We start from the raw sequence: 25864 nt of genomic DNA, 5'->3' as shown, positions 1-25864 counted from the left end.
TCAGCCCTTGCCGCGGAAGGGAGAAGAGAGAGCGCGGTCGCTGTCGGCCGCGATGAAATCAAGAATCTCGATCACTTCCTTGCAATCGGCATATTCATCACGGATCGCCGCCGCATTGGTGCGGATATTGCCCTCGCCTTCGAAGATCTGCTTGAAGGCGCGTCGCACCGCGTGGATGGTCGAACGCTCAATGCCGGCGCGCGTCATGCCGACCACGTTCAACCCGCCGAGCACGCCCGGATTGCCGTTCAGCATGCCATAGGGAATGACGTCGTAATTCACTGCCGAAAGCCCGCCGATAAAGGCCTGGCGGCCGATGCGGGTGAACTGGTGCACGGCGCAGCCGCCGCCGAGAATGGCGCGATCCGCCACATACACATGCCCCGCCAACATGACATTGTTGGACATGATGATATCGTTGCCGAGCTGGCAATCATGGGCGACATGGGAATTTGCGAGAAACAGGCAATTGTTGCCGACAACGGTCTTGCCGCCGCCGCCGACGGTGCCGCAGTTCATGGTGACGCCTTCGCGAATGGTGCAGTTATCGCCGACCGTCAGCGAGGAACTCTCGCCGGCCTCATGAAGACTTTGCGAGATCCCGCCAATCACCGCCATCGGAAAAATGCGGCAATTGCGGCCGATCTCCGTATTGCCGGTGACGACCGCATGGGAAATCAGCTCAACGCCATCCTTCAGCACGACGCGCGGACCGACATGCGAGAACGGGCCGACGATGACATTCTCGCCGATGACGGCGCCGTCTTCGACCACCGCAAGCGGATGGATGCGCGCGCTGGCAGCGATCTTGCTCATTCGCCGCCCTTACGCATCATCGCGCCGATATCGGCTTCCGCAACAAGCGCGCCATCGACCTTGGCGTCACAATGGAATTTCCAGATATTGCCGCGCTGCTTCTGCTTGATGACATGGTATTCGACCCGATCACCCGGCACGACCGGCTTGCGGAAACGGGCGTTGTCGATGGTCATGAAATAGACGAGGTAGCCGCCCTCGCCTTCCTTCCGCGCACATATGGCGCCGGCAGTCTGAGCCATGCCCTCGATCAGCAGCACGCCCGGCATGATCGGCCGATCAGGGAAATGGCCGGTGAAATGCGGCTCGCTAGCGGTTACGTTCTTGATGCCGATAGCGGAATTGTCGCCATCGATCTCAATGATCTTGTCGACCAGCAGGAAAGGATAGCGGTGCGGCAGCAGCTTCATGATTTCCTGAATGTCGGCCGCGCCGAGCTCCGGCTTGGTCTCATCAGTCATTCTTCTTTTCTCCTTTGCGCTTTGCCCGCTCATCCGACCGCGCCATGATCTCGGCCATGTCCCGCAAGAAATCCTTCATCGGCCGGGCGGGAATGCCGCCATAGACCACACCCGGCGGAACATTGGCGACCACACCGCTCATCGCAGCAATCTGGGCTCCATCGCCGATGGTGATATGGCCATTAATGCCAGACGCGCCGCCGATCAATACACCGTTGCCGATCTTCGTGGAGCCCGCGATGCCCGCGCCCGCGGCGATGCCGCAATGGCGACCGATGCGGACGTTATGCGCGATCTGAACCTGGTTGTCGATCTTGGTTCCTTCGCCGATCACCGTATCGTCCATCGCCCCACGATCGACGGTCGTGTTGGCGCCTATCTCCACATTGTCCTGGATGATCACGCGGCCGATCTGCACGATCTTCAGCATGCCCCTCGGGCCCGGTGCATAACCAAACCCGTCCTGCCCGATGCGGGCCCCGTTGTGAATGATGACGTTATTGCCGATCAGGGCCACGAAGACGCTCGCGCCTGCGGCAATCGTGCAATCCCGGCCGATCCTGACGTCAGCGCCGACAACGCTGCCCGCGCCGATCCGCGTTCCGCTGCCGATCTCTGCCCGGGCACCAATCACGGCCATAGGCTCGACTTCAACCCCCGGCTCCAGCTTTGCCGTGGGATCGACGAAAGCCGCAGGCGAAATGCCCGGCGGCGATGACATGACCGGCGCCGGCCTCATTGCCTGCGGATGCAAGATCGCTCCGGCCTGCGCAAAGGCCGTATGCGGCGTCTTGGTCAACAAAACAGGAATATGGTCGGGAACGATTGCGCTGATGGCCGACTCGCAGAGAATCGCGGACGCCCGGCAGGTCTCGAGTTCATGCCGGCTCTTGCGGGACAGGATATAACAGATCTGCCCTTCGCCCGCCCGCGCAACCGGAGACACCGAATAGATCATCCGGCCGCCGGCACTCTCGTCAAGCAGCTCGGCCCCAAGACGGACGGCCAGCTCGCGCAGGCTCATGCCATCATGGGGCGGAAAGAACTCATTGGGGTCCATAAAACCGGAACTCCAGAACAGATTTCCGCCCACTGGCGCGGGCGGAAACGATCAGAACTGGTTCGCCATGCTGAACCGGAATTCCTGGGTTTCGTCGAAGTCTTCCTTGACGACCGGCTTGGCGTAGTCGAAGCGGATATTGCCGAACGGCGATGCCCACATGACGCCGACGCCGACGGACGCACGCCAGGACATGTCCGTACCCTGCGCGGTGCTGGTACCCAGGTTGACGTCATTGCCGTAAAGCGTACCGGCATCCGCGAAGACCGCGGCGCGCAGACCGAAATCCTCCGGGAAAGCCGGCATCGGCATGGACATTTCAGCCGAGGCCGTGAAGTAAGTCGTGCCGCCCAGCGGATTGCCATGATCGACCGTGCGCGGACCGATACCGTCGTTCTCGAAGCCACGAATCTGGCGGCCGCCGATGGTAAACTGATCGAAGACGTGCAGATCATCACCCGTCGAGACAACGTGACCGGCACCGACCGCGATCGAGCCGATCAGGTCCGCTTCCGTCGACAGTGTCTGGAAATAACGGGCGCGGCCGGAAATCTTGTAGAAGTCGGAATCGCCACCAAGACCCGCATATTCATGCGTGATCGTCGCATAGATACCCTCGCGCGGCAGCGTCTGGCTGTCGAGCGTGTTGTAAGTCAGCGTCTGCGAGATCGACGACTGAACGAACGTTCCTTCATCGATCATCGCGGCATAAGGATACGAAACGTTGTCGTCGGCCGTGAATGGCAGCCCATCGGCCCCGAAAGCGCCGTCGTTGTCGTATTTGATTTCCTTGTAGGTGTAGCGGAACGTCGTCGCCAGATCCTCGGTGATCGGCGCCGTGACGCGCAAGGTGACGCCCTGTTCCTCGTAGTCGTAATAATCGTTCGACGACGTGGAGCTCTTGAAGAGGTCGAAGCCCGCGGCCAGACGGTAACCTAGGAAATAGGGCTCGGTGAACGAAATGTTGTAGGTGCGGGCATCGTCGAGACCGCCGCCGACCGCGACACGAATGAACTGTCCGCGCCCCAGGAAGTTCTTCTCTTCGACAGAGGCCTCCAGGATAAAGCCGTCGCCACCGGCGGAATAGCCGGCACCGATACCGAACGAGCCGGTCGGCTGATCTTCCACATCGACCACGACGACCACCCGGTCGGATGCGCTGCCCTGCGTCGTCGAGATGTTGACCTTCGTGAAATAACCCAGCGCTTCCAGGCGACGCTTGGCACGCGAAATCATTTCCTGGTTGAAGGCGTCGCCTTCGCTGAAATCGAACTCGCGGCGGATCACGTAGTCACGAGTGCGGGTGTTGCCGCGAACCTCGATGCGCTCGACATAAGCACGCTCGCCCTGATCAACGAGATAGCTGACGCCGATCGTGTGGTTTTCCATATTACGGTCGCCGCGCGGAGTGACGCGAGCGAACGGATAACCGGCCGCGGCAACGCGCCGGGAAATCCCTTCCATGGTCTTCTGGATCTCGCGCGCGTCGTAAGTGCCGCCCTGGCGAGTCTCGACGAGCCCCTGGAGATCCTCGCCGCTGACGCCTTCGACGGTGGATTCGACCCCGATGTTACCGTACTGGTAACGCTGACCTTCCTCGACGGTGAAGGTGATGTTGTATTTGTTGGTCGACTCGTCGAGTTCGGCACTCGAGGAAATCACCCGGAAATCCGGATAGCCGTGATTGTAATAGAACTGGCGCAGCGCATCCTCGTCGGCGCGCAGCTTGTCCTCGCTATAGATATCCTTGCGGGTCAGGAAAGAGAGCGGGCCGGATTCCTTCGTGATGATCACGGATTTCAGGCGGCCGTCACCGTAAGCCTGGTTGCCGACGAAATTGATGTCGGCAATCTTCGTACGGTCTCCTTCGTTGACCACGAAGGCAAGATTGACACGGCCCTCGCCGACCGGTGCGGTCTGCGTGGTGACCTCCACATCGTCACGACCGATCGCCCGGTAGGCTTCGCGGATGCGCTCGATATCGGCATTGATCATCGTCTCGCTGTAGGGACCGAGCGGCTGCGTCTGCACCACCGTCTGCAGCTTGTCGTCCTTGATCTTGCGGTTGCCGTTGAACACGACCTGGTTGATGAGCTGATTCTCGCTCACCGTAACAACCAGCGTGCTGCCGGAAACGCTGATGCGGACATCGGAGAAGTAGCCGGTCGAATAGAGCCGGCGTACGGATTCGTCGATGTCATTGTTGGAAAAGGAGACACCGGGACGGATCGTCAGATTGGAACGAACGGCTTCCTCGCCCGCCCGCTGTGCGCCCCGAACCTGGACGCTCCGGATCACCGCCGCTTCGGCAGAAGGTGCGGAAGCAAGTACCAGTACACCTGCGCCCGATGCAACAACACTAGCAGACAGCGCAACCGCCGACACTGCGTTCAAGAACTTTGAACCAGCCTTCATTTTCAATTCTTACCTTTTCCCGTTGTCCCTCACCGGGTGGGAGCCCGACTCCGGCCACGTGTGTCGTTTTACCTTCTTTTGCCCTACAAGCAAGCGATCGCGTTAATTTCTGTTTACTTCCTTCTCATGCGTGACCCAATCGCCACGCAACAGTTGGAAACATGGTGAATAAACAGTTTCCTTCATCATTTGAAGGACATCAGCCGATCAGGTTGCTGATGTCGTTGAAGGTCGCGAAAACCATCAGGCTCAGCACCATGGCAAGTCCGATGCGAAAAGCCATCTCCTGAGCACCGGCTCCCAGCGGTCTGCCACGCACTGCCTCTATGGCATAAAAAACGAGATGTCCACCGTCCAGAACCGGGACAGGCATCAGATTGAGAAGCCCGATCGATACGGAAAGAACGGCGGCAAGCTGGATCACGGCGGCAAAGCCGAGCGTCGCCATCTGTCCGGATGCCTGGGCGACGCGCACCGGCCCTCCGAGCTGATCGGCCTTCATGCGGCCGGTCACCAGGTTGCCGATATAGCGGAAAGTGCCCGTGATGATATGCCCGGTCTCCGTGACACCTTCTGCCACCGCCTGCAGCGGCGTGAAGCTCTCGACCCGGAAATTGCCGCGCTCCTCGTTGGTGACGATGCCGATCAGGCCGAGCTCGACCTTGTTGCCGAACTGGTCGGTGATTTCCGTCCGCTTGGGGATCATCGGCAGGTCAATATCCTGACCGTTGCGCTCGACCGTCACGACGATCGGGGTCTCGGGCCTGACACTGACATAACGCCGCACGTCGTCGAAGGTGCGGATGCGCGAGCCGTCAAGCGCCACCAGCCGGTCACCGGGCTCAACGCCGGCCGCCAGAGCGGCGCTGTCCGGCTGCACTTCGGCAACCACCGGATCGGCAACGACCTTGCCGTAAACGCTGAACAGGACTGCGAAGATCGCAATCGCGAGAATAAAGTTGGCGATCGGGCCAGCCGCGACAGTCGCCGCCCTCTTCCACAATTTCGCCCCGGCCAGCGTCTGAGCCTTCTCTTCCTCGGTCATCCCCTGAAGCCCGCTCGCATCCGGCAGGCTCGCCGCATCCTCATCGCCGAAGAACTTCACATACCCCCCGAGAGGGATCGCGGAGATCTTCCACCGCGTGCCACGACGATCAGTGAACCCCAAAAGTTCCGGGCCGAAACCGACCGAAAAGGCGGTGGAGCGGATGCCGCACCAGCGGCCGACGAGATAATGGCCCATCTCATGCACGAAAACGAGCAGCGACAGGACGAGTATGAAGGGGATGATGTAGCCGGTGATGAAGCTGAGGATGGCCATCAAAGTTTCCGTTTCAACATTCTATCGGTCGCAGCGCCTTCAAAAACCGAAAAGGAAGGCCGCAACCGATATACCAAGATGGCCCGTCGAGGCCGAGTAAACAAGTGTCAACAGAAACGCTGCGAAACAGGCGAAAACGAGGCCGTCGACACGGTCCATGACACCGCCATGTCCCGGAATGAGATGGCTCGAATCCTTCACGCCGAACCGGCGCTTGATGAAGGATTCAAAAAGATCGCCGATCTGGCTGGTGACGGACAGCAGGATCGAGATCGCCACGGTCCAGAGGGACAGCCGCGAAAAGACGACCAGCGCCACCGCCGAGCTCGCGATGGCAGCGGAAACGGTACCACCGATCGCACCCGACCACGTCTTTCCCGGTGAGATCCTTGGCGCCAGCTTCGGTCCCTGCAAGGCCCGACCGACAAAATAGGCGAAGATGTCGGTTGCCCAAACGACTGCAAAAATAAAGAGCGTCGCAACGAACCCGGCCTGATCGTCGGCCCGAATTGCGGCGAGCGATATCCCGCTCAGGCCCGCATAAACGATGCCGCCCGGCAACCACCAGCTTCCCTTGCGCCACAGCACGAGGAGAATGGCCGTGATCGCAGCGCCGCCGAGAAGCGGGATCGCCAGATCCCTCTCACCGAAGACGATATTGTAGGCGACCAGAAGGATCGCGACCCAGCCGAAGGCATTTGCCGAAAAATCGCGTTCGCCAAGTTTGGTTATCGTCGACCATTCGTAATAGATCAGGATGGCGATCACCGCCGCCAACGCGCGGAAGGAAAAACCGCCATACCAGGTGGCCGCAAGCACGACCACCGCAAGAATCAGGCCGGAAACGATGCGGCGTTTGAGTTCCGGGCTCATCAACCGACCACTGCGGCGGTCTGGTTCGACAAGCCGCCGAAACGCCGGTCGCGCGACGCGAAAATCCTGAGGGCATCATAGAAGAGCTTGCGGTCGAAATCAGGCCAGTATTCCGGCAGGAAGACGAGTTCGGAATAGGCGGCCTGCCACAAAAGGAAGTTCGAGAGCCTCTCCTCACCGCTCGTGCGAATGATGAGATCGGGATCGGGAATGCCGGCAGTGTCCAGGCTCTCGCTGATCCGGTCGGCATCGATATCGGCCGCCGTCAAAAGGCCAGCCTCCACGTCGCGGGCAAGCTTGGCGACCGCACGGGCGATCTCGTTTCTCGCGCCATAATTGAAGGCGATGACGAGCGTGAGAGCCGTATTGAACCGCGTCGTCTCTTCGGCCTCCACCAGCAACGGCAGAATGTCGCCCTGGAGTTCGTCGCGCTCGCCGATCACCCGGATGCGAACATTCTCGCGATGAAGTTCGGCGAGATCGCGGCGGATAAAGCGGCGCAGAAGGCCTAGAAGATCATTCACTTCGGATTCAGGGCGGCTCCAGTTCTCCGAGGAGAAGGCAAACAATGTCAGGTATTTGACGCCTGCCTCGCCTGCGGCGCGCACCGTTTCCCGGACTGCTTCCACTCCTTTGCTGTGCCCGACGGTGCGGGGAAGCCCGCGCTTGTTGGCCCAGCGGCCGTTGCCATCCATGATGATGGCAACATGTTGAGGGATGATCGCAAGTTCGGGATTCGCCATATTCTATGCGGTTCCTTTGGCGGCCAAGGTCAAGCCTTAGACCTGCATGATTTCCTTTTCTTTGTCCGCAAGCAAGCGGTCGACTTCGGAAATCGTATCATCCGTCATCTTCTGCACTTTTTCCGATTGCGCGCGGCTGTCGTCCTGGCCGATTACGCCGTCCTTTTCGGCTTTTTTCAGGCCGTCCATGCCATCGCGGCGCACATGACGGATCGCAACCTTGGCCTTTTCCGCATAATCGTGAGCAACCTTGACCAGCGACTTGCGGCGCTCTTCATTGAGTTCGGGAAGCGGGATGCGCAGATTCTGGCCATCAACAATCGGATTGAGGCCAAGATGCGATTCGCGGATCGCGCGATCCACCGCGCCCACCATCGACTTGTCCCAGACGGAGACGGAGAGCATGCGCGATTCCGGCACGGTGATGTTGGCGACCTGGTTCAGCGGCATACGCGAACCATAGGCCTCGACCGTCACCGGATCGAGAATATTGGCCGAAGCCCGGCCGGTCCTGAGCGATGCGATATCGCCCTTGAAAGCGGTAATTGCGCCGTCCATGCGACGCTTGATATCGTTGAGATCGATTGCTCCACTCATCACATCTACTCCCTTATTGTTATTTGGGCAGCCCTGAAAACTTGCGGCTCAGTTGTCCGCTACGATGGTCTTGCGGCCGCCGCCGGTCAAGATTTGGGCGAAGCCACCCTTTTCATGAATCGAGAACACGATGATCGGTATCGCATTCTCGCGAGCAAGCGCTACCGCCGCTACATCCATTACAGCCAGCCCTTTTTCGAGCACTTCGCCATGCGTCAGCGTCTCGAAACGGGTCGCGGTCGGATCCTTCTTCGGGTCGGCCGAATAGATGCCGTCCACCTGGGTGCCCTTGAAGATCGCCTCGGCACCGATCTCGGCGGCGCGTAGCGCGGCAGCCGAATCGGTCGTGAAGAAGGGGTTGCCCGTGCCGCCGGCGAAGATCACCACCCTGCCCTGCCCCAGATGATGCAGCGTGCGGAGCTGGGTGAAGCTCTCGCAGATTTCCGGCATCGAGATCGCCGAAAGTACCACAGTGTCGACATTCAGCTTGCGAAGCGAGGTGGCAAGTGCAAGCGCGTTGATCACCGTGCCGAGCATGCCCATGTGGTCGCCGGTCACCCGGTCACCGCCCTTGGACGCCACCGCCACGCCGCGGAAAATGTTGCCGCCGCCGACCACCACACCGACCTCGACGCCCATGGCGCGCGCTTCTGCGATATCGGAGGCGATCCTATCGGCGACGTTGACGTCGATCCCGAAGCCCTGGCTGCCCATCAGGGCTTCTCCGGAGGCCTTGAGCAAGACACGCTTGTAGAGGGGCTGAGGCGACATGGGGGCTCCTTGGAATCGAGACTGCCTGCGGAGGGAAACGGCTTGCGGATACACGAAGGGCACCGGCTTGTCACCCGGTGCCCTTCGGTTTTGTCGGCTTTTGCTAAAGAGCTTAATCAGCCCTTGGCGGCTGCGGCGACTTCCGCCGCGAAATCCGTTTCTTCCTTCTCGACGCCTTCGCCGAGCAGCAAGCGTGCCATGCCGGTTACTTCGATCGGGGCGCCGACGTCCTTCTCGGCAGCCTTGATGGCAGCGCCGACGGTCAGGTCCGGATTGATGACGAAAGCCTGCGAAAGAAGCGCGACTTCCTCGAAGAACTTGCGCATGCGGCCTTCGACCATCTTCTCGATGATGTTGTCCGGCTTGCCGGAAGCACGGGACTGCTCGATGAAGACGTTGCGTTCACGCTCGGCAACGGCCGGATCGACTTCCTCGGCACGGATGGCCAGCGGCGCGGTTGCGGCGATGTGCATCGCGACCTGCTTGCCGATGGCGGCGAGCGCATCCTTGTTACCGGTCGACTTCAGCGCGACGAGAACGCCGAGCTTGCCGAGACTGTCGGCAACCGCGTTGTGGATGTAGGTCGCAACGACGCCATCCTCGACGGAGAGCAGCGCGGCGCGGCGAAGATTCATGTTTTCGCCGATCGTCGCAACCGCGTCCTTGATCGTGTCGGCAACGGACTTGCCGGACGCCGGATAGGTCGCAGCACCGATCGCGTCGACGGAACCGTCGGTCGAAAGCGCCACTTCGGCAACGCCTCGGACGAGGCCCTGGAAGGCGTCGTTGCGGGCGACGAAGTCGGTTTCGGAATTGATCTCGACGGCGACGGCCCTGGTGCCAGCGCTGGCGATGCCGATCAAGCCTTCGGCTGCAGTGCGGCCGGACTTCTTGTCGGCCTTGGCAATGCCCTTGGCGCGCAGCCAGTCGATCGCCGCTTCCATGTCGCCATTGGTTTCAGCAAGCGCCTTCTTGCAGTCCATCATGCCTGCGCCGGTCTTTTCGCGCAGTTCCTTGACCATTGCGGCTGTGATTTCGGCCATTGTTTACCTCTTGTCGATTCATTTAGCGCCCAGCCGGGTTGGCGGGCGCATGGATTTCGGGACGATTATACCCGGAGTATGACAGCGTGATGTTTCGATCCACACCGCCCGGTCTCGATTCCGGGACGGGGGAAAGAGGCGGCTTGAGCGCCGCCTCTCCATGAGAAATCAAGCTTCGGCTTCGCCTTCCAGCGCCGGCTCGATCGGGGCTTCGGCAGAAGCGCCGACGTCGCGGCCCGAAGCGCCCTGCTGACGGGCAATACCGTCGATGGCAGCGCGGGCAACCAGGTCGCAATAAAGAGCGATGGCGCGCGAGGCATCGTCATTGCCCGGGATCGGGTAATCGATGAGGTCCGGATCGCAGTTCGAATCGATGATGGCGACGACCGGGATGCCCAGACGCTTCGCTTCGTCGATGGCAATCTTTTCCTTGTTGGTATCGATGATGAACATCAGGTCCGGCGTGCCACCCATGTCGCGGATACCGCCGAGAGCCTTTTCAAGCTTCTCGCGCTCGCGCTCGAGGTTCAGGCGCTCCTTCTTGGTGAAGCCCGATGCTTCCGAAGACAGTATCTCGTCGAGCTTGCGCAGGCGCTGGATCGAGTTCGAGATCGTCTTCCAGTTCGTCATCATGCCGCCGAGCCAGCGGGAGTTGACGTAATACTGGGCCGAACGCTTGGCGCTGTCGGCGATCAGTTCCGAAGCCTGGCGCTTGGTGCCGACGAAAAGAACGCGGCCGCCACGGGCGACGGTGTCGCTGATGACCTGCAGGGCGCGCGACAGCATCGGCACGGTCTGTGCGAGGTCGATGATGTGGATGTTGTTACGATCGCCGAAGATGTACGGCTTCATCTTCGGGTTCCAGCGGTGGGTCTGGTGGCCGAAGTGAACACCAGCTTCCAGAAGCTGGCGCATGCTGAAATCAGGCAATGCCATGCCTTTTTCTCCTTTTCCGGTTGAACCTCCGCAAGGCGATCAGCAAACCCTTCGGGAATGCCACCGGCGGAAAAGCCCGGATTTCTCCCGGACGATCCCATGCCCTACGTGTGGAATGCGGCTGGCCATACATTCGATTTGCCGGAAATGCAAGGGTATCGCGAAAAAAGCTTGGACCTTGCGGAACGCCGTGAGGCGGCGCCCCTGTCGCGCTTCAGTCCTTCTCGGCTTCGGCGCAAGGCCATTTCTTGGGCGTAACCAAACCGGCCGGCAGTTTGGTAGCGGCATTGCCGCAGGCTATGTCCACCTGATGCTGATCGAGACCGATCGCCGCCGAAAGATCCACGCCCTCTATCCGCGTCAGAAAAAAGAAGGCGTCCTCGAAATTGATCGCCCCCTCGAAAACGGCTGTCGTCAGATCGGCACGCGACAGATTGGAATAGGAAAAGTTCGCACCGGTGAGCACGGTCTTGTCGAAAATGGCCCGACTCAGATCGGCTTTCTGAAAATTGGCATTTTCCAGCTCAGCCCGGGAAAAATCGGCGCGTTGCAATTCTGCAGCCATAAAGGATGCGTCATTCGCACGGACGTCCTGAAATCCCGCCCGATAGGCCTCCACTCTTTGAAAATTCGCCCTGTCGGCACGCGCACCGGCGAGCGCCGCCCGAACGAGCGTCGCCTTGGTAAGATCGGCGGAAACGAAATTGGAGTTGCGCAGGTCCGTATAGCTGAAATCGACATCGACAAGATTTGCCTGGACGAAATCGCTGCCGTCCAACATGAGGTTCTTCTTGCCGCATCCATGCCAGTCCACACCCGCGAAAGGACTTGTCCGACAATCCTGGGCCTGCGCCGGGCTCGCCACGAGCCCTCCCGCTGCAGTCAGCAGCAACAAGATTCCCGCCAAAACGACCAATTCGCGCGCAGTTACCAAAGCCTGTCCCCCATACCGATCAGGATCATTCAACCGTTTACGTATGATACAGGGACCACGATCGAATTTCACCTGGGAACACGCAAATCGCTGCAGCAAGACATCACGGTTTGCAATCCGTTTTACCGAGCATTTCCAGCTTTACCAAGCTTCCCGAGAGTACAAAGTCGCCATAGTCCATGGTGAGGTCGCGGGTGATGCCGTTCTCGTAGAGCTTGAACGACATGTTGTAGACCGGCATGGGATCGCCCTGCGTGGCCTCGTTGAAATAGGCGATCGTCACCGGCCAGAAGGGCGTCCTGGAAAATTCGCCGGCCTTGTCGGCATCGGCGTCATCCTTTTGCGGGGTTTGCGGCTTGCCGATCACGGTCGTCGTCAACAGCGCCTGATCGCCGTTTTCCGAACCGTCGAATACCCGTGCCTCGAAGAAATGCTTGCCTTGCTTGGCATTCCGGATGACGTCCAGCATATGGCCGGTCGGGAAATCGCTGACGGGCAGGTCGATCTCGCGCCCGTCCGGCTGGGTGATCTCAACCTTGACGCCTTTTTCCGCAACGCTCGCATCGCCGCTCACCTGCCGATCGAGCTGCTCATCGGTGAAGGATTTGGTCTCGAAATGGAACTGTCGAGCGGACATGTCCTCGAAGGTCGTGGTCTGCTGGTCGCTGAGGCGCGTTTCCTCGCCGGTGTCGATCCTGGTGACCAGCCGGAAATTTGTGGAGAAGCCGGTGCAGGCGGAACCGGTGAACTCATAGACCATGCGGCCGAACATGCCTTCGATGCCGGAACGTTCGGACGCATCCTTCAGCTTCAGATCGTAAATGGCCCGATGCGGCACAAGCGCCAGCGCGGCGCTGTCGGTATTTGCATCCGCGGAGGTGGCTGCCATGAGGCTCGCACCGCCGGCAAGGATCACACCGAGGCTCATTCGCAGCATGCACATTCTCCTGTTGGACTCAGTCCGGGGTGTTATAAGAACGCCATCCGGCCAAGCTATGGCTTTGATGCAGGATTTTTGAAGAATTTACAACAAACGGGAGTTGAAAATGACCGAAGCCATTGACGGCCGATTGAAGGAGCTAGGGATTACCCTCCCCGTTGCGGCAGCCCCCGCCGCCAACTACGTGCCCTATACGATCAGCGGCAATACGCTTTATCTTTCCGGCCAATTGCCCATCGAAGGGGGCAAGGTTGCCGTGACCGGACTGGTCGGGCGCGACGTGGATGTGCCTGCGGCTCAGCGCGCTGCCGAGCTTTGCGCCATCAACATTCTCGCCCAGGCGAAAGCCGCGCTCGGCGGGGATCTCGGCAGGATTCGCCGCGTGCTGAAGCTCAACGGCTTCATCGCCTCCGCGCCGGATTTCACCGAGCAGCACATCGTCATGAACGGAGCATCCAACCTCCTCGCCAATGTGCTCGGAGATGCCAGCAAGCATGCGCGTGCCGCCGTCGGCATGGCTGCCCTCCCGCTCAACGCCGCCGTCGAAGTCGACGCCATCATCGAGATCGAAGCATGACCTCTGCTGCCTGGATCAAGGATCTTCCCGTCGCCCATCGAGGCTATCACGACATGAATCATCAGGTGTGGGAGAACACGCTCTCCGCCTTCGCCCGCGCCGTGGAGGCCGGTTTTGCGATCGAATGCGACGTGCAGCTCGCCGCCGACAGCGTGCCGGTGATCTTCCACGACCATGACCTCGAAAGGCTCTGCGGCATCAAGGGCGACGTGCGCGAAAAGACCGTGGCCGAACTCGGGCTGCTTGCCGTCGGAGGCACGAAGGACAAGGTGCCGACGCTGAAGCAGATGCTCGATCTTGTCGCCGGCAAGGTACCGCTCGTCATCGAGATCAAGGGGCGGACAGGCGAAGGCGAGGACGACGGCTTTGCCGAGACGGTGCTCGAAGTGCTCGAAGGCTACCAGGGTCAGGTGGCGCTGATGAGCTTCGACCATCATATCCTGCGCGACCTGAAGAGGGCCGGCTCGCCCTACCCGCTCGGCCTCACCGCCATGGGCGACAAGCCGGAGGAATTCTTCCGGCATGACGAGGCCATGCAACTTGGCCTCGATTTCATCTCCTATCACTACCCCCACCTGCCGAACAGTTTCATCACAGCTCAGAGAGCGGCCGGAATTCCGGTCATTACCTGGACGGTAAGGGATGCAAACGGTGTCGAACATACCTATAAATATGCGGACCAGATGACCTTCGAAGGTTTCGATCCACGGGAGGCTTCCTCCCCCTCCCAGTAAAGAGAGCATGACCGGCAATCTCACGATCCGCATCGAAAAATCCTTCTGCGCGATCAGCCAGACGAGCTGGTCGCGCCTTTTGGGCACCTCCAGGGCTTCGTCCGCCGAGGTGCCTTACAATCCCTTCCTTTCCCATGCCTTCCTCTCGTCGCTGGAGGAATCCGGCTCGGCTACTGCCAAGACCGGCTGGCTCGGGCACCATCTCCTGCTGGAGAACGAACAAGGCACGTTGATCGGCGCGGTTCCCGGCTATCTCAAGAGCCACAGCCAGGGCGAATATGTATTCGATCACGGCTGGGCCGACGCCTTCGAGCGCGCCGGCGGACGTTATTATCCGAAGCTGCAATGTTCCGTGCCGTTCACCCCCGCGGCCGGGCCGCGGCTCCTCGCCGCCTCCGGCTACGACAAGGCTTCTACGGAGCTGGCGCTGGCCGCAGGTCTCCAGGAGGTGACGCGCCAGCTCGGGATATCTTCCGCGCATGTGACTTTCATCGCCGAAGACCAGCTCGCCGCATTCGAAGAGACCGACTACCTGCACCGCACTGACAAACAGTTCCACTTCATCAATGACGGCTATGCAAACCACGACGCGTTCCTGGAAACGCTGGCATCGCGCAAGCGCAAGGCTTTGAAGAAGGAACGGCGTGCGGCGGTCGAGAACGGCATCACCATCGACTGGCTGACCGGAAGCGATCTCACAGAGGATATCTGGGACCAGTTCTTCGATTTCTATATGGATACCGGCAGCCGCAAATGGGGCCGCCCTTACCTCACCCGCACATTCTATTCGCTGGTCGGCGAGCGCATGGCGGAAGACATCCTGCTGGTCATGGCGAAGCGCGGGGGAAAATACATCGCCGGAGCGATCAATTTCATCGGCGGAGATACGCTCTTCGGCCGCCACTGGGGCTGTATCGAAGACCATCCCTTCCTGCATTTCGAGGTCTGCTACCATCAGGCGATCGACTTCGCACTCGCCAAGGGGCTCAAGCGCGTCGAAGCGGGTGCGCAAGGGGAACACAAGCTGGCGCGCGGCTATATGCCTGTCACCACCCATTCCATGCACTATATCGCCCATCCTGGGCTGCGCCGCGCGGTCGCCGATTATCTGGAGCGCGAACGGGAAGAAGTGGAATATATGAACGAATATCTTTCCGAGCATGCGCCCTTCCGCAAGGGCGAGCGCCAGCAGGAAGACTGATCAGAAATTCAAGGAGAGGACATAACGATGAGCGGCCAGGCTTACGATCCCAACAACATCTTCGGCAAAATCCTGCGCGGCGAAATTCCCTGCCACCGGATTTACGAGGATGACGATACGCTCGCCTTCATGGATGTGATGCCGCAATCCCCCGGCCACCTTCTCGTCATTCCCAAGGTGCCGTCGCGCAACATTCTCGATGCCGATCCTGCGGTTCTCTCCAAACTGATGCCGGTCGTGCAGAAACTCGCCAGGGCTGCCAAGGAAGCCTTCGAAGCGGACGGCATCACCGTCATCCAGTTCAACGAGCCGGCTTCGGGCCAAACCGTCTATCACCTGCATTTCCACGTCATCCCGCGCTACGAAGGGCTGCCGCTCAAGCCTCATTCGGGGCAAATGGAAGACGGTAACGTACTTGCCGCCAATGCCGAAAAGATCATCGGCGTATTGGGAAACTAAACCCCGATCCACCAGAGGCCGGCGATCAGCAGCCCCATCGGCACGGCGACGCCGACTGCGACCTTGCGGCCGGTGACCAGGAAGATGGCAAAGCCGATGCCGGCCGCACCCAGCCGCAGCCAGAGCGGCGTGTCGGCGAGCATGCCGTTCGGGAAGACGATCAGCTTTGCGGTGACGGCCATGACCAGCGCGGTCGCCACCGCCCTCACCCAATAAAGCGCCTCGGATTCCTCGTTCAGCCGATTGCCTGCCACGACACCCAGCCAGCGCCAGATGTCGGTCGCCAGGAATCCGGCGACCGCGATGACGATGAAGGTCCAATAGTCCTCGATCATCGCATGCCTCCTGCGCCGCGGCGCTTCTTCTTCCGGCGGATCCTGTCGATGAGATAGGCGATCGTGCCGCCGCCGATGCCGGCATAAAGCACGTCGAATTCCGGCGTCACCAGCGCCAGGAGCGGGCCGAGCACAACGCCCATGACAAAAGCAAGCTTCACAACCGGCTGGCGGGCGCTCGCCCAGATCGACGCGTTGAAATAGACTGGCGTCAGGAAGAAGAGCACGCCAGCGACGACCGGCGGAAAGCTCGATGCGATACCGTAGAAGGTCGCCACGACCAGCGTGCCGCATGTCGTAAGCGTGACGCCGAAACCGGCGAAATAGATCGCCCTATATTCGCGCGGCACGTTGCGCAGCGTGGTGATCGCAAAAACCCAGGATGTGATGGCGATGAAATGCGAGAGGATCAACAGTGCCCATGTCGGCGTGCGGCGTGTCCGTATTTCCGGAATGACCGAGGCGACCATCGGCGTCATGCGGATGGAGGAAAGCGTCACCGCCAGGAAGCAAGCAGCGATATTGGCGCCGCTCGCCATGGTGCCGACCAGGATCACCTGGGCCGGAAGCGCCCAGATCGCGAAGGACATGAACACCGCCTCCGCCCGGGTCAGCCCGGATTCGAGCGCGAAGGCGCTGAACCCGACAATGGAGGTCATGAGGATCAATGCCGACAGGGAAATCATGCCCCGCATGCCGGTGAAGAACCAGGACAGGGCGCTACGGTCACTCTCTGGGGACATCGGGCTTCCGGCGGGGAAAAGGCGAGTCATAAAACGACGATGCCGGGACAGGCCCGGCATCGCAAGTGTTCCATCTAAAAGTTTTACTTACTCTTCGGCACACGCGGTACGATGCTGCCCTTGCGCGGCGGTGTTCTCGGCGCCTCTTCCGAAGCAATCACATCCGCTTCGGCCATGGCCCGCGCTTTGGCCGAACCGTCCTTGCCCTTGGGCGAGGACTTCTTCGAGGCCTTCGGCTTGGACGCCCTGGCTTCGGCTTCTTCGGTCGCCTCTTCCACCTCGGCTTCCGGCTTCGGCTTCACGGGCGTCGCTTCGGGGATGGCATCGAGGACCAGCTTGTCCTTGCCATCCTCGTCCTTGCCAACGGTGACGCGAACCACGCCGCCCTTGCGCAGCTTGCCGAACAGGATTTCGTTCGCGAGCGGCTTCTTGATATGCTCCTGGATGACGCGCGAGAGCGGGCGGGCGCCCATCCTCTCGTCGTAACCCTTGTCGGCCAGCCAGGCGACCGCATCCTCATGCAGATCGAAGGTGACGTTGCGCTCCGAAAGCTGCGTCTCGAGCTGCATGACGAACTTCTGCACGACCTGATGGATGACCTCCGTCGGCAGCGAGGCGAACGGGATCACCGCATCGAGGCGGTTGCGGAATTCCGGCGTGAACAGGCGGTTCAGTGCCTCCTCATCCTCGCCGGTACGCTTGGACGAGCCGAAGCCGATCGCGGCCTTGGCCATTTCCGATGCGCCCGCATTGGTCGTCATGATCAGGATGACGTTGCGGAAGTCGATCTTCTTGCCGTTGTGGTCGGTCAGCGAGCCATGATCCATGACCTGCAGCAGGATATTGTAGATATCCGGATGCGCCTTCTCGATCTCGTCGAGCAGGACCACGCTGTGCGGATGCTGGTCGACACTGTCGGTCAGCAAACCACCCTGATCGAAGCCCACATAGCCGGGAGGCGCACCGAGCAGCCGCGAGACCGTGTGGCGTTCCATATATTCCGACATGTCGAAACGCAGGAGTTCCACGCCGAGCGAAGCGGCAAGCTGCTTGGCGACTTCCGTCTTGCCCACACCGGTCGGGCCGGAGAAAACATAGCAGCCGATCGGCTTGTTCGGTTCACGCAGGCCCGCCCGGGCGAGCTTGATGGACGTCGACAGAGCCTCGATTGCGTTGTCCTGCCCATAGACCACCGAACGCAACTCCTTTTCCAGGTTGGCGAGAACCATCTCGTCATCCTTGGAAACGGTTTTCGGCGGGATACGGGCCATGGTGGCGATCGTCGCTTCGATCTCCTTCTCGGTGATCAGCTTGCGCCGCTTGGAGGCCGGCAGCAGCATCTGCGCCGCACCGGTCTCGTCGATCACGTCGATCGCCTTGTCCGGCAGCTTGCGGTCGGAGATGTAGCGTGCCGACAGTTCGACGGCGGACTTGATCGCCTCGTTGGTATAGCGAAGCTTGTGATAGTCCTCGAAATAGGGTTTCAGGCCCTTCATGATCTCGATCGCATCATCGATCGACGGTTCATTGACGTCGATCTTCTGGAAGCGGCGGACCAGTGCCCGGTCCTTTTCGAAGAACTGGCGGTACTCCTTGTAAGTGGTCGAGCCGATGCAGCGGATCGCGCCCGACGACAGAGCCGGCTTCAGCAGGTTCGAGGCATCCATCGCACCGCCGGACGTGGCGCCGGCGCCGATCACGGTGTGGATCTCGTCGATGAAAAGAACCGCACCCGGGTATTCCTCAAGCTCCTTGACGACCTGCTTCAGGCGCTCCTCGAAATCACCGCGATAACGCGTGCCGGCGAGCAGCGTGCCCATGTCCAGCGAGAAGATCGTCGCGTCGGCGAGCGCCTCCGGCACTTTGCCTTCGACGATGCGCTTGGCGAGACCTTCGGCGATCGCCGTCTTGCCGACGCCGGGGTCACCCACGTAAAGCGGGTTGTTCTTGGAGCGCCGGCACAGCACCTGGATCGTGCGGTTGACCTCGGCATTGCGGCCGATCAGCGGATCGATGCGGCCGTCACGCGCCTTTTCATTGAGGTTGACACAATAGGCCTTCAGCGCATCCTGCGGCTTCTTTGCCGAGCCCTCCTCCTGTTCGCGGGACGAGGGCTTGGCGTCGGAATCCGGCTCTTCGGCGCCGCGCGGCGGACGGGCCTGGGAGGAGCCCGGACGCTTTCCGATGCCGTGGGAGATGTAGTTGACCGCGTCGTAACGGGTCATTTCCTGCTCCTGCAGGAAGAAGGCCGCATGGCTTTCCCGTTCCGCGAAGATCGCGACGAGAACGTTGGCTCCGGTCACTTCCTCGCGGCCGGACGACTGCACGTGGATCACCGCGCGCTGGATGACGCGCTGAAAGCCGGAAGTCGGCTTCGAATCCTCGTCGTATCCGGTGACGAGGTTGGCAAGCTCGTTATCGACATAATCCGTGACGGTCTTGCGCAGGGCTTCCAAATTGACGTTACAAGCGCCCATGACCGCCGCTGCATCGGCGTCGTCGATCAACGCCAGAAGCAGGTGCTCGAGCGTGGCATATTCGTGATGCCGCTCGTTCGCGAAGGTCAGTGCCTGATGCAGCGCCTTTTCAAGACTAGGCGAAAATGTTGGCACGTCGGGTTCCTCACTTCTTTTCCATGACACATTGCAGCGGATGCTGGTGTTGCCGGGCGAAGTCCATGACCTGGGACACTTTGGTTTCCGCTACTTCGTAAGTATATATTCCGCACTCGCCCACGCCGTGGTTGTGGACATGGAGCATGATGCGTGTCGCAGCCTCCCGGTCCTTCTGGAAGAAACGCTCCAGAATGTGGATGACGAATTCCATCGGGGTATAGTCGTCATTCAACAGGAGTACGCGGTAGAGATTGGGCCGCTTGGTCTTTGGTTTCGTACGGGTGATGACCGAGGTTCCGCGGCCCGCGTTGTCTCCGTCGCCACCCTTTTCGCGTTGCATCAAGATCGGCAGTGCGATCATCTTCATTCATTCCCCAGTCGTCCGGCGATGGTTCAGCGAATGGCCGATCGACCAGACTTCAGACTTCCTAACTTAGTTCATTGAAAGCCGATTTTAAGCCCCCTGTGCGCCCGCGCAATCACTATTCCGCTAGAGAGATCGTCGAAGATGCGGAAAATTGAGGTTTTCCGCCTTGGCCTGAATCAAAAAGGCCGGCGGCATTGAATGCCGCCGGCCTTCGGTTGGAAGGTGTCGCCTCGAAAGGCCGTATTGTCCTCACGCGGCGTTTGCGGTCTTTACGGCTGTCGACTTGGCAATGGGCGCCTCGTAGGGCTTGTAGGCCGACTTCGCGAGATCGGCGTACATATCGCCCATCTTGGCCGCCTCGGCGATGAAGCCTTCATAGGCTGACTTTGCGTATTTGGTCTGAAGGTCATAGGCGGCGTCGATGCTGCGGGCTGCAGCAAACGCCTCCATGAAAGCCGTCATGTCCTGGAACGACTTCTTGGAATATTCGCTGGCTTCCGTGGCAATCGCCTGAAAACCCTTGGCGGCTTCGGAATAACCCTTCAGCATTCCATCCATCGCTTCCTTGCTCTTCTTGCTGGCTTCATCGAAGTTGAACATAGCACGGTCCCCTGTTCTATTCGGATGCGCTGATAAAAGAAGGGCGGCCGACAAAAGTCAAGGATGATTTGTGCAGCGCAAAACTATCCTTGGTTGCATCGCCATATATGCAAATGCAGAGATCGATTCAGCGCAATGATTTCGCGATGATATATCAGCTTGCCACAACCACTGCGGAATGGTCGGGCTTTTATTTTCTTTTAACGACAGTGGCAAAGAGCCGCAATCGAAAAGCGGGCGCAAGGCCCGCCTTCGAGATTTTCAAGATTTCCGGCGATCACAGGTCGACGTCGAGGATGGCCATCGAAAAGTTGTACGAGCGGTCACCGTCCTCATCGTCGACATAGATGACGCCCAGGAATTCGTCGCCGATATAGACCTCTGCGGAATCATTCTTGCGCGGACGCGCCTTTACGACGATCTGCGGATTGAGCACGCGCTTGAAATAGGCATCGAGCTTCTTGATTTCGTCCGGTTTCACACTTCTCTCCGTCAGCGGTTCCAAGTTGGGGCGCTTTTGGCACGGGACAAAGGCGAAAGTAAAGCCGCCAGAATGCGACCCTGCCGCTCTTTCCTATGATGAAAGTGCGGCAGGAAAGCTCAGATGTCCGAACCCAGGAGCTGATCCATCAGCCGGGCCGGCTCGGAACACCCTGCTTCTCCGACCACTTTGGCCGGCACGCCAGCGACGGTCGATTTCGGCGGAACAGGCTTCAGGACGACTGAGCCGGCGGCAACGCGCGAGCAGGAGCCGACCTCGATATTGCCGAGGATCTTCGCCCCGGCGCCGATCAGCACGCCATGGCCGATCTTCGGATGCCGGTCGGCGCCTTCCTTGCCGGTGCCGCCGAGCGTCACGCCGTGGAGGATCGAGACATTGTCGCCGATCACCGCCGTCTCCCCGACGACAAGGCCGGTGGCGTGGTCGAGGAAAATGCCCTTGCCGATCCGGGCAGCCGGATTGATATCCGTCTGAAAGACACTGGAAGACCTGCTCTGCAGATAAAGCGCGAAGTCGCGGCGGCCGCGATTGAGCAGCCAATGCGCCAGCCGGTGCGTCTGGATCGCATGGAAACCCTTGAAATAAAGCACAGGCTCCAGGAAACGCAGGCAGGCGGGATCGCGGTCGTAGACAGCCTGGATGTCGACGCGCAGGATCGCGCCCCATTCCGGCCAATCATCCAGCATTTCCATGAAGGTCTGGCGCAGGAGCACAGCCTGGAGGTCGGGATGGTCGAGACGTTCGCAGATGCGATGCACGACGCATTCTTCAAGCGACCGATGGTTCAGCACCGTGGAATAGAGAAAAGCGGCAAGCAGCGGATCCTGCTGGATTGCCGCATGGGCTTCCTCACGCAACGTATCCCAGATGGGATCCACCGACGTGACCGGCTCCTTCTGGCGGACTTCATTTCTTGCGCCCATGGCCGTCTCCTCGTTTGCCGTGAGAGAGCTTATATAAAACAAGTTTACGGGAAGACCAACGGCTCGCAAATCGCATTCCGTTGATCGTTATGATCAGAGAACCTGTTCTCTTGCCGAAAGCTCTGCATAAAAATCCAGAACCGCCTTCCTGAATACCCGGTCGCCGACGGCCAGCATATGATCGCGGCCCGGGATATCGAGCGCGATCGCATGCGGCATCAACGCCGCGAGTTCCTGCGGTGAGCCGGCGATATCGTCCTTCGTCCCCACCCCGATCAGCGTCGGCGCCTCGATGCGGCCCATATCGGCGCGGGAAACAAGATCGCGCGAGCCGCGAATACAGGCCGCAAGCGCCTCTCTGTCGCTCTTCGTCTGGTCGGCAAAGGCGCGGAACGTCTTTCCGCGCGCATGAGTGACATCCTCGACGGACGGCGCAAGCAGCGCGTCGGCGATCGGATCCCAATCCCCTACCCCGTCCGTCATGCCGATCCCGAGGCCGCCGAGCACCAGCGAGCGCACGCGGTGAGGATGAGCAAGAGCCGCAAAAACCGAGATGCGGGCGCCCATGGAATAACCGAAGAGATGCGCTTCCGGAATGCGCAAATGATCGAGGAGAGCGATCGAATCCTCAGCCATTACCCAGGGCCGGTAGGCCTCCGGATCAAGCGGCTTGTCGCTTGCGCCATGGCCGCGATTGTCGATCGCGATCACCCGGTAGCCCGCATCGCCCAGCGTTTTCAGCCAGCCCGGATGGACCCAGTTGACGAGCGCACTCGAGGCAAAGCCGTGGATCAGCAACACCGGATCGCCGGAAGGATCGCCTTCGTCAAAATAAGCAAGCTTCAGACCATCGTGGGAAAATGAAGAGAAGGCGGGAGCATTGAGATTCATCAGTCGACCTTTGGCGGCATCTTTTTTATCGGACCATAGGTGATCCGCCGTCCGGTTTGAACCCATGCACGATACGAAATCGGGAGGCCCGCGGCGGTTTTCCCACTACACATTTTGAACGCACGGCGATAATGTCCGCCGCAAATCAGAAGCATGGAGACCATCATGGCCGGGCACAGCATTCCTCATTTCCAGAACGACGGCGGATATCGGATGATCCAGATCGGCGTGAAGGAATTCATGTGCACCGGCGCGTCCGTGCCGTTCGATCATCCGCATATATTCATCGACATGGGAGACGACGTCGAAAAGGTCTGCTCCTATTGTTCGACCCTTTATCGTTACAATCCGTCCCTGAAGTCCGAGCAGACCGATCCGCCGGGCTGTGTCTTCCACGTGCAGGCCGCGTGAATTCCCGCTGACCGGCCGATACCATGTCCATTGAGAGAGTAGCGATCATCGGCGCCGGCATGGCCGGGCTGACGGCTGCGCTTTACTTCGCGCACCGCGGAATCGCCGCCGACATCTTCGAAGAAGCGGCAGCCCTTGTCGAGGTCGGCGCCGGCCTGCAGATATCACCGAACGCTTCCCGCGTGCTGTCCGAACTCGGCGTGCTTCCTGCGTTGGAAGCGGTCTGGACCGAGCCCGAGCGGATCGCTCTCGTCTCCGGCCTTTCACTCCGGCCGATCGCCCATGTCCCAGCCGGCCGCTTTGCCCGCGAACGATGGGGGGCTCCCTATGGTGTTCTTCACCGCGCCACGCTGCAGAATGCGCTGCTTTCGGCCGTCAAACAGAACCCGCTCTGCACGGTTCATCTCGGCACGCCCGTGCGCGAGAACGCACATGAGACGCTGACAAGGATCACCGGCAAGACCTATCCGCTGATCGTCGGCGCCGACGGCGTCTGGTCGAACCTGCGCACCGAGATTCCGCACGCTCCGAAGCCTGACTTTTCGCATAATGTCGCGTGGCGCTTCACGATCTCGAACGGCGCTATGCCTTCATGGCTGGTTCCCGATCAGGTCACCGCATTCCTCGGTCCTTCGACCCATCTTGTCGCCTATCCGCTGAAAGAGGTCGACGGCTTCAACATCGTCGCCATCGCCTCGGGCATCAGTCCCGGCGAGACCTGGGATGCGGAAGCAAGCGAAGCGCAGCGGCACATGCTGCTTTCGCAATTCCATCGCTGGGACCGGCGCATCGTCGATCTCCTCGAGAGGACCGAAAGACCGACATTCTGGCCGCTCTACCAGGTCAGCCCTGGACGCTGGCAGAACGGCCGGAACATGGCCCTGATCGGCGATGCAGCCCATGCGATGATGCCGTTCGCGGCCCAGGGCGCCGCGATGGCGATCGAAGATGCCTTCGTACTTGCCAATAGGGTGGCAGGTCCCCTGCCGCTTGCCCAAGCCTTGTCCTCGTTCGAGAGCGACCGCACCGCCCGAGCCGCCAAAGTTCGCGCTCGCGGCCTCTTCAACCGCTTTGCCTATCATGCCCGTGGACCAATCAGGCTCGGCCGCAACGTCGTGCTGTCGCTTCGCTCGCCGCAATCGCTCGCAGCGGACCTCGACTGGCTTTACGGCTTCAGGGCCGAGTAATCAGACCTCTGCCGCTGCCGCGAAACCCGCTTCCAGATCCTTCCTGAGATCGGCGACATCTTCGAGGCCGATCTGCAGGCGAATGACGGGGCCTTCCGGCGGCGCCTTGCGAATGGTGCGATCCGACAGGTTGACGTGCACGGCAAGGCTCTCGTAACCGCCCCAGGAATAACCGAGGCCGAAGAAGGAAAGCGCATCCAGGAAGGCGTGTGCCTTTGCCTTGGCGTTTTCGGCATCCGCCTTCAGAACGAAGGAGAAGACGCCGCTCGCGCCCTTGAAATCGCGCTTCCAGATTTCATGGCCCGGAAAACTCGGCAGCGCCGGATGCAGGACACGGGCCACGTCGTTACGGGTTTCCAGCCACCTGGCGATATCGAGCGCGCTCTTCTGGTGATGTTCGAGACGGATACACATCGTGCGCAGGCCGCGCAGGATCTGATAGGAATCGTCCGGCGCACCGCAGATGCCGAGCGCGATACGGGATTCCTCGAGCCGCGGCCAGTGTCTGGCATTGGCGGAAACCGACCCCATGATGATGTCCGAGTGCCCGGACGGATATTTCGTCGTCGCATGGATCGATACGTCGACGCCGAAATCGAGCGGCCGAAAATAAAGCGGCGTCGCCCAGGTATTGTCCATGGTGACGACACAATCGTGCCTGTGCGCCACTTCCGCGATCGTCCGGATATCCTGCATTTCGAAGGTGTTGGAGCCCGGCGCTTCGGTATGGACGAGCTTCGTGTTCGGCTTGATCAGCGCCTCGATCCCGGCTCCGATTTCCGGATCGTAATAGTCGATCTCGACGCCGAGCCGCTTCAGCATCGTGTCGCAGAAATGGCGGCAGGGTGTGTAGACCGAATCCACGATCAGCGCGTGGTCGCCGGCCGAAAGATAGGCGAGAAACGGAACCGTGATCGCAGCAAGCCCCGACGGGACGAGAATGGTGCCGGCAGACCCTTCCAGTTCATCGAAAGCGGCGCAGAGCGCATCCGTGGTCGGCGTGGCGCGCGTGCCGTAGGTATATTTCTGAGCCCGCTTCTCCATCGTCGCGGTGTCTGGGAAAAGCACCGTCGAGGCGTGGACGACCGGAGGATTGACGAAGCCATTATAGCCGGACGGATCATGCCCCATATGAGCAAGGCGCGTGTTCGGACCAGCATCGGCGAGCAGGGACTCATTCTTAATCTTCATATCGGGGAAAACTTTCGTTGGCAGGGCATGAACTGGAGTTTTGCCGCTGGAACAAGATACGGTCAACCCCGATTGAAGCAGCCGATTAAAAACATCAGGGAACCTGCTATCTAGTGAGAATCGCTTCAGTTTTGATCACTGTCCGCCTAAACTTTAAGTAACTGATGATTTCCTGTGCCGTGACGAGGAATTTACCTTATTTCCGACGCAATTCGAAA

At 60.2% G+C, this 25864-nt stretch carries 28 protein-coding genes; 6 read left to right on the top strand and 22 right to left on the bottom strand.

Translation table 11 applies throughout. The features are described from left to right. From lpxA to ABK249_RS23145, 13 genes are all read right to left on the bottom strand, one after another. Window positions 1-816, bottom strand: coding sequence for an acyl-ACP--UDP-N-acetylglucosamine O-acyltransferase (gene lpxA / locus ABK249_RS23205; RefSeq protein WP_348864192.1), 816 nt, complete (start codon window positions 814-816; stop codon window positions 1-3). Beyond that, the gene (gene fabZ, locus ABK249_RS23200) at window positions 813-1277 is read right to left on the bottom strand and encodes a 3-hydroxyacyl-ACP dehydratase FabZ (protein WP_037154974.1); all 465 of its coding nucleotides are present in this window, start codon (window positions 1275-1277) and stop codon (window positions 813-815) included. The genes lpxA and fabZ overlap by 4 nt, the downstream gene beginning before the upstream one ends. Beyond that, a complete protein-coding gene (gene lpxD, locus ABK249_RS23195; RefSeq protein WP_348864191.1) occupies window positions 1270-2337 on the bottom strand; it encodes a UDP-3-O-(3-hydroxymyristoyl)glucosamine N-acyltransferase in 1068 nt (355 codons plus the stop codon). The genes fabZ and lpxD overlap by 8 nt, the downstream gene beginning before the upstream one ends. Before the next feature lie 51 nt (window positions 2338-2388). After that, complete coding sequence (gene bamA / locus ABK249_RS23190) at window positions 2389-4752, bottom strand: outer membrane protein assembly factor BamA (protein ID WP_348864190.1); 2364 nt, start codon at window positions 4750-4752, stop codon at window positions 2389-2391. A 199-nt stretch (window positions 4753-4951) separates the two neighbouring features. Beyond that, window positions 4952-6073, bottom strand: a complete 1122-nt coding sequence (rseP, locus tag ABK249_RS23185) for an RIP metalloprotease RseP (RefSeq protein WP_227702734.1) — start codon at window positions 6071-6073, stop codon at window positions 4952-4954. A gap of 39 nt (window positions 6074-6112) precedes the next feature. Continuing rightward, window positions 6113-6946 (bottom strand): phosphatidate cytidylyltransferase, encoded by an 834-nt coding sequence (locus ABK249_RS23180; protein ID WP_348864189.1) that lies wholly within the window; start codon window positions 6944-6946, stop codon window positions 6113-6115. Continuing rightward, window positions 6946-7689 (bottom strand): isoprenyl transferase, encoded by a 744-nt coding sequence (locus tag ABK249_RS23175; protein ID WP_037154963.1) that lies wholly within the window; start codon window positions 7687-7689, stop codon window positions 6946-6948. Before ABK249_RS23175 ends, ABK249_RS23180 begins: the two co-directional genes overlap by 1 nt. Window positions 7690-7725: 36 nt before the next feature. After that, window positions 7726-8286 (bottom strand): ribosome recycling factor, encoded by a 561-nt coding sequence (frr, locus tag ABK249_RS23170; RefSeq protein WP_037154961.1) that lies wholly within the window; start codon window positions 8284-8286, stop codon window positions 7726-7728. A gap of 48 nt (window positions 8287-8334) precedes the next feature. Further along, complete coding sequence (pyrH, locus tag ABK249_RS23165) at window positions 8335-9057, bottom strand: UMP kinase (protein WP_227702732.1); 723 nt, start codon at window positions 9055-9057, stop codon at window positions 8335-8337. A gap of 116 nt (window positions 9058-9173) precedes the next feature. Then, window positions 9174-10100, bottom strand: a complete 927-nt coding sequence (gene tsf, locus ABK249_RS23160; protein WP_348864188.1) for a translation elongation factor Ts — start codon at window positions 10098-10100, stop codon at window positions 9174-9176. Window positions 10101-10268: 168 nt separating this feature from the next. Then, window positions 10269-11036, bottom strand: a complete 768-nt coding sequence (gene rpsB / locus ABK249_RS23155) for a 30S ribosomal protein S2 (protein WP_037154952.1) — start codon at window positions 11034-11036, stop codon at window positions 10269-10271. A 214-nt stretch (window positions 11037-11250) separates the two neighbouring features. Beyond that, complete coding sequence (locus ABK249_RS23150; protein ID WP_227702731.1) at window positions 11251-11928, bottom strand: pentapeptide repeat-containing protein; 678 nt, start codon at window positions 11926-11928, stop codon at window positions 11251-11253. Between the two features lie 145 nt (window positions 11929-12073). Beyond that, complete coding sequence (locus ABK249_RS23145; RefSeq protein ID WP_415926473.1) at window positions 12074-12907, bottom strand: cell envelope integrity EipB family protein; 834 nt, start codon at window positions 12905-12907, stop codon at window positions 12074-12076. Window positions 12908-13016: 109 nt separating this feature from the next. Between ABK249_RS23145 and ABK249_RS23140 the strand changes: the two genes are divergently transcribed. Genes ABK249_RS23140 through ABK249_RS23125 form a run of 4 tightly spaced genes read left to right on the top strand, consistent with a single transcriptional unit; the run spans window position 13017 to window position 15881 of the window. Beyond that, window positions 13017-13487: a RidA family protein gene (locus ABK249_RS23140; protein WP_348864187.1), complete on the top strand. Its 471-nt coding sequence runs from the start codon at window positions 13017-13019 to the stop codon at window positions 13485-13487. Further along, window positions 13484-14221 carry a glycerophosphodiester phosphodiesterase gene (locus ABK249_RS23135; protein WP_227702729.1) on the top strand — a complete coding sequence of 246 codons (738 nt, stop codon included), beginning with the start codon at window positions 13484-13486 and terminating at the stop codon, window positions 14219-14221. The genes ABK249_RS23140 and ABK249_RS23135 overlap by 4 nt, the downstream gene beginning before the upstream one ends. Before the next feature lie 7 nt (window positions 14222-14228). After that, on the top strand, window positions 14229-15422 hold the full coding sequence (locus tag ABK249_RS23130) for a GNAT family N-acetyltransferase (RefSeq protein WP_348864185.1): 1194 nt from the start codon (window positions 14229-14231) through the stop codon (window positions 15420-15422). A 27-nt stretch (window positions 15423-15449) separates the two neighbouring features. Then, window positions 15450-15881 (top strand): HIT family protein, encoded by a 432-nt coding sequence (locus ABK249_RS23125; protein WP_348864184.1) that lies wholly within the window; start codon window positions 15450-15452, stop codon window positions 15879-15881. On the opposite strand, the gene ABK249_RS23120 is transcribed toward ABK249_RS23125, so the two are convergent. From ABK249_RS23120 to ABK249_RS23085, 8 genes are all read right to left on the bottom strand, one after another. After that, window positions 15878-16216, bottom strand: coding sequence for an AzlD domain-containing protein (locus ABK249_RS23120; RefSeq protein ID WP_348864183.1), 339 nt, complete (start codon window positions 16214-16216; stop codon window positions 15878-15880). The two genes, ABK249_RS23125 and ABK249_RS23120, sit on opposite strands and share 4 nt — an antisense overlap. Further along, entirely contained in the window at window positions 16213-16959 is a 747-nt protein-coding gene (locus ABK249_RS23115) for an AzlC family ABC transporter permease (protein ID WP_348864182.1), read from the bottom strand. The genes ABK249_RS23120 and ABK249_RS23115 overlap by 4 nt, the downstream gene beginning before the upstream one ends. Before the next feature lie 83 nt (window positions 16960-17042). After that, window positions 17043-19571, bottom strand: a complete 2529-nt coding sequence (gene clpA / locus ABK249_RS23110) for an ATP-dependent Clp protease ATP-binding subunit ClpA (protein ID WP_037154931.1) — start codon at window positions 19569-19571, stop codon at window positions 17043-17045. Window positions 19572-19581: 10 nt separating this feature from the next. After that, window positions 19582-19935: an ATP-dependent Clp protease adapter ClpS gene (clpS, locus tag ABK249_RS23105; RefSeq protein ID WP_210055531.1), complete on the bottom strand. Its 354-nt coding sequence runs from the start codon at window positions 19933-19935 to the stop codon at window positions 19582-19584. Window positions 19936-20190: 255 nt separating this feature from the next. Further along, window positions 20191-20541, bottom strand: coding sequence for a phasin family protein (locus tag ABK249_RS23100; protein ID WP_037154928.1), 351 nt, complete (start codon window positions 20539-20541; stop codon window positions 20191-20193). Window positions 20542-20818: 277 nt separating this feature from the next. After that, window positions 20819-21022, bottom strand: a complete 204-nt coding sequence (locus ABK249_RS23095; RefSeq protein ID WP_037154925.1) for a DUF3126 family protein — start codon at window positions 21020-21022, stop codon at window positions 20819-20821. Window positions 21023-21141: 119 nt separating this feature from the next. Further along, window positions 21142-21966, bottom strand: coding sequence for a serine O-acetyltransferase (gene cysE, locus ABK249_RS23090; RefSeq protein ID WP_037154922.1), 825 nt, complete (start codon window positions 21964-21966; stop codon window positions 21142-21144). A gap of 93 nt (window positions 21967-22059) precedes the next feature. Further along, window positions 22060-22857 (bottom strand): alpha/beta fold hydrolase, encoded by a 798-nt coding sequence (locus ABK249_RS23085; protein ID WP_037155349.1) that lies wholly within the window; start codon window positions 22855-22857, stop codon window positions 22060-22062. A 165-nt stretch (window positions 22858-23022) separates the two neighbouring features. Between ABK249_RS23085 and ABK249_RS23080 the strand changes: the two genes are divergently transcribed. Both ABK249_RS23080 and ABK249_RS23075 read left to right on the top strand, forming a co-directional pair. Further along, window positions 23023-23268, top strand: coding sequence for a zinc-finger domain-containing protein (locus ABK249_RS23080; RefSeq protein WP_037155346.1), 246 nt, complete (start codon window positions 23023-23025; stop codon window positions 23266-23268). Window positions 23269-23291: 23 nt separating this feature from the next. Beyond that, window positions 23292-24455: an FAD-dependent monooxygenase gene (locus ABK249_RS23075; protein ID WP_348864180.1), complete on the top strand. Its 1164-nt coding sequence runs from the start codon at window positions 23292-23294 to the stop codon at window positions 24453-24455. Here ABK249_RS23075 and ABK249_RS23070 read toward each other — a convergent pair whose 3' ends face one another. After that, window positions 24456-25646 carry a cystathionine beta-lyase gene (locus tag ABK249_RS23070; protein WP_348864179.1) on the bottom strand — a complete coding sequence of 397 codons (1191 nt, stop codon included), beginning with the start codon at window positions 25644-25646 and terminating at the stop codon, window positions 24456-24458. Between the last annotated feature and the right edge of the window lie 218 nt (window positions 25647-25864).

Source organism: Neorhizobium phenanthreniclasticum, from assembly GCF_040066075.1.
GTDB classification, from domain to species: Bacteria; Pseudomonadota; Alphaproteobacteria; order Rhizobiales; family Rhizobiaceae; genus Neorhizobium; species Neorhizobium petrolearium.
Note: the sequence above shows the minus strand (reverse complement) of the source record. Positions and strands in the feature narration are given on the sequence as shown.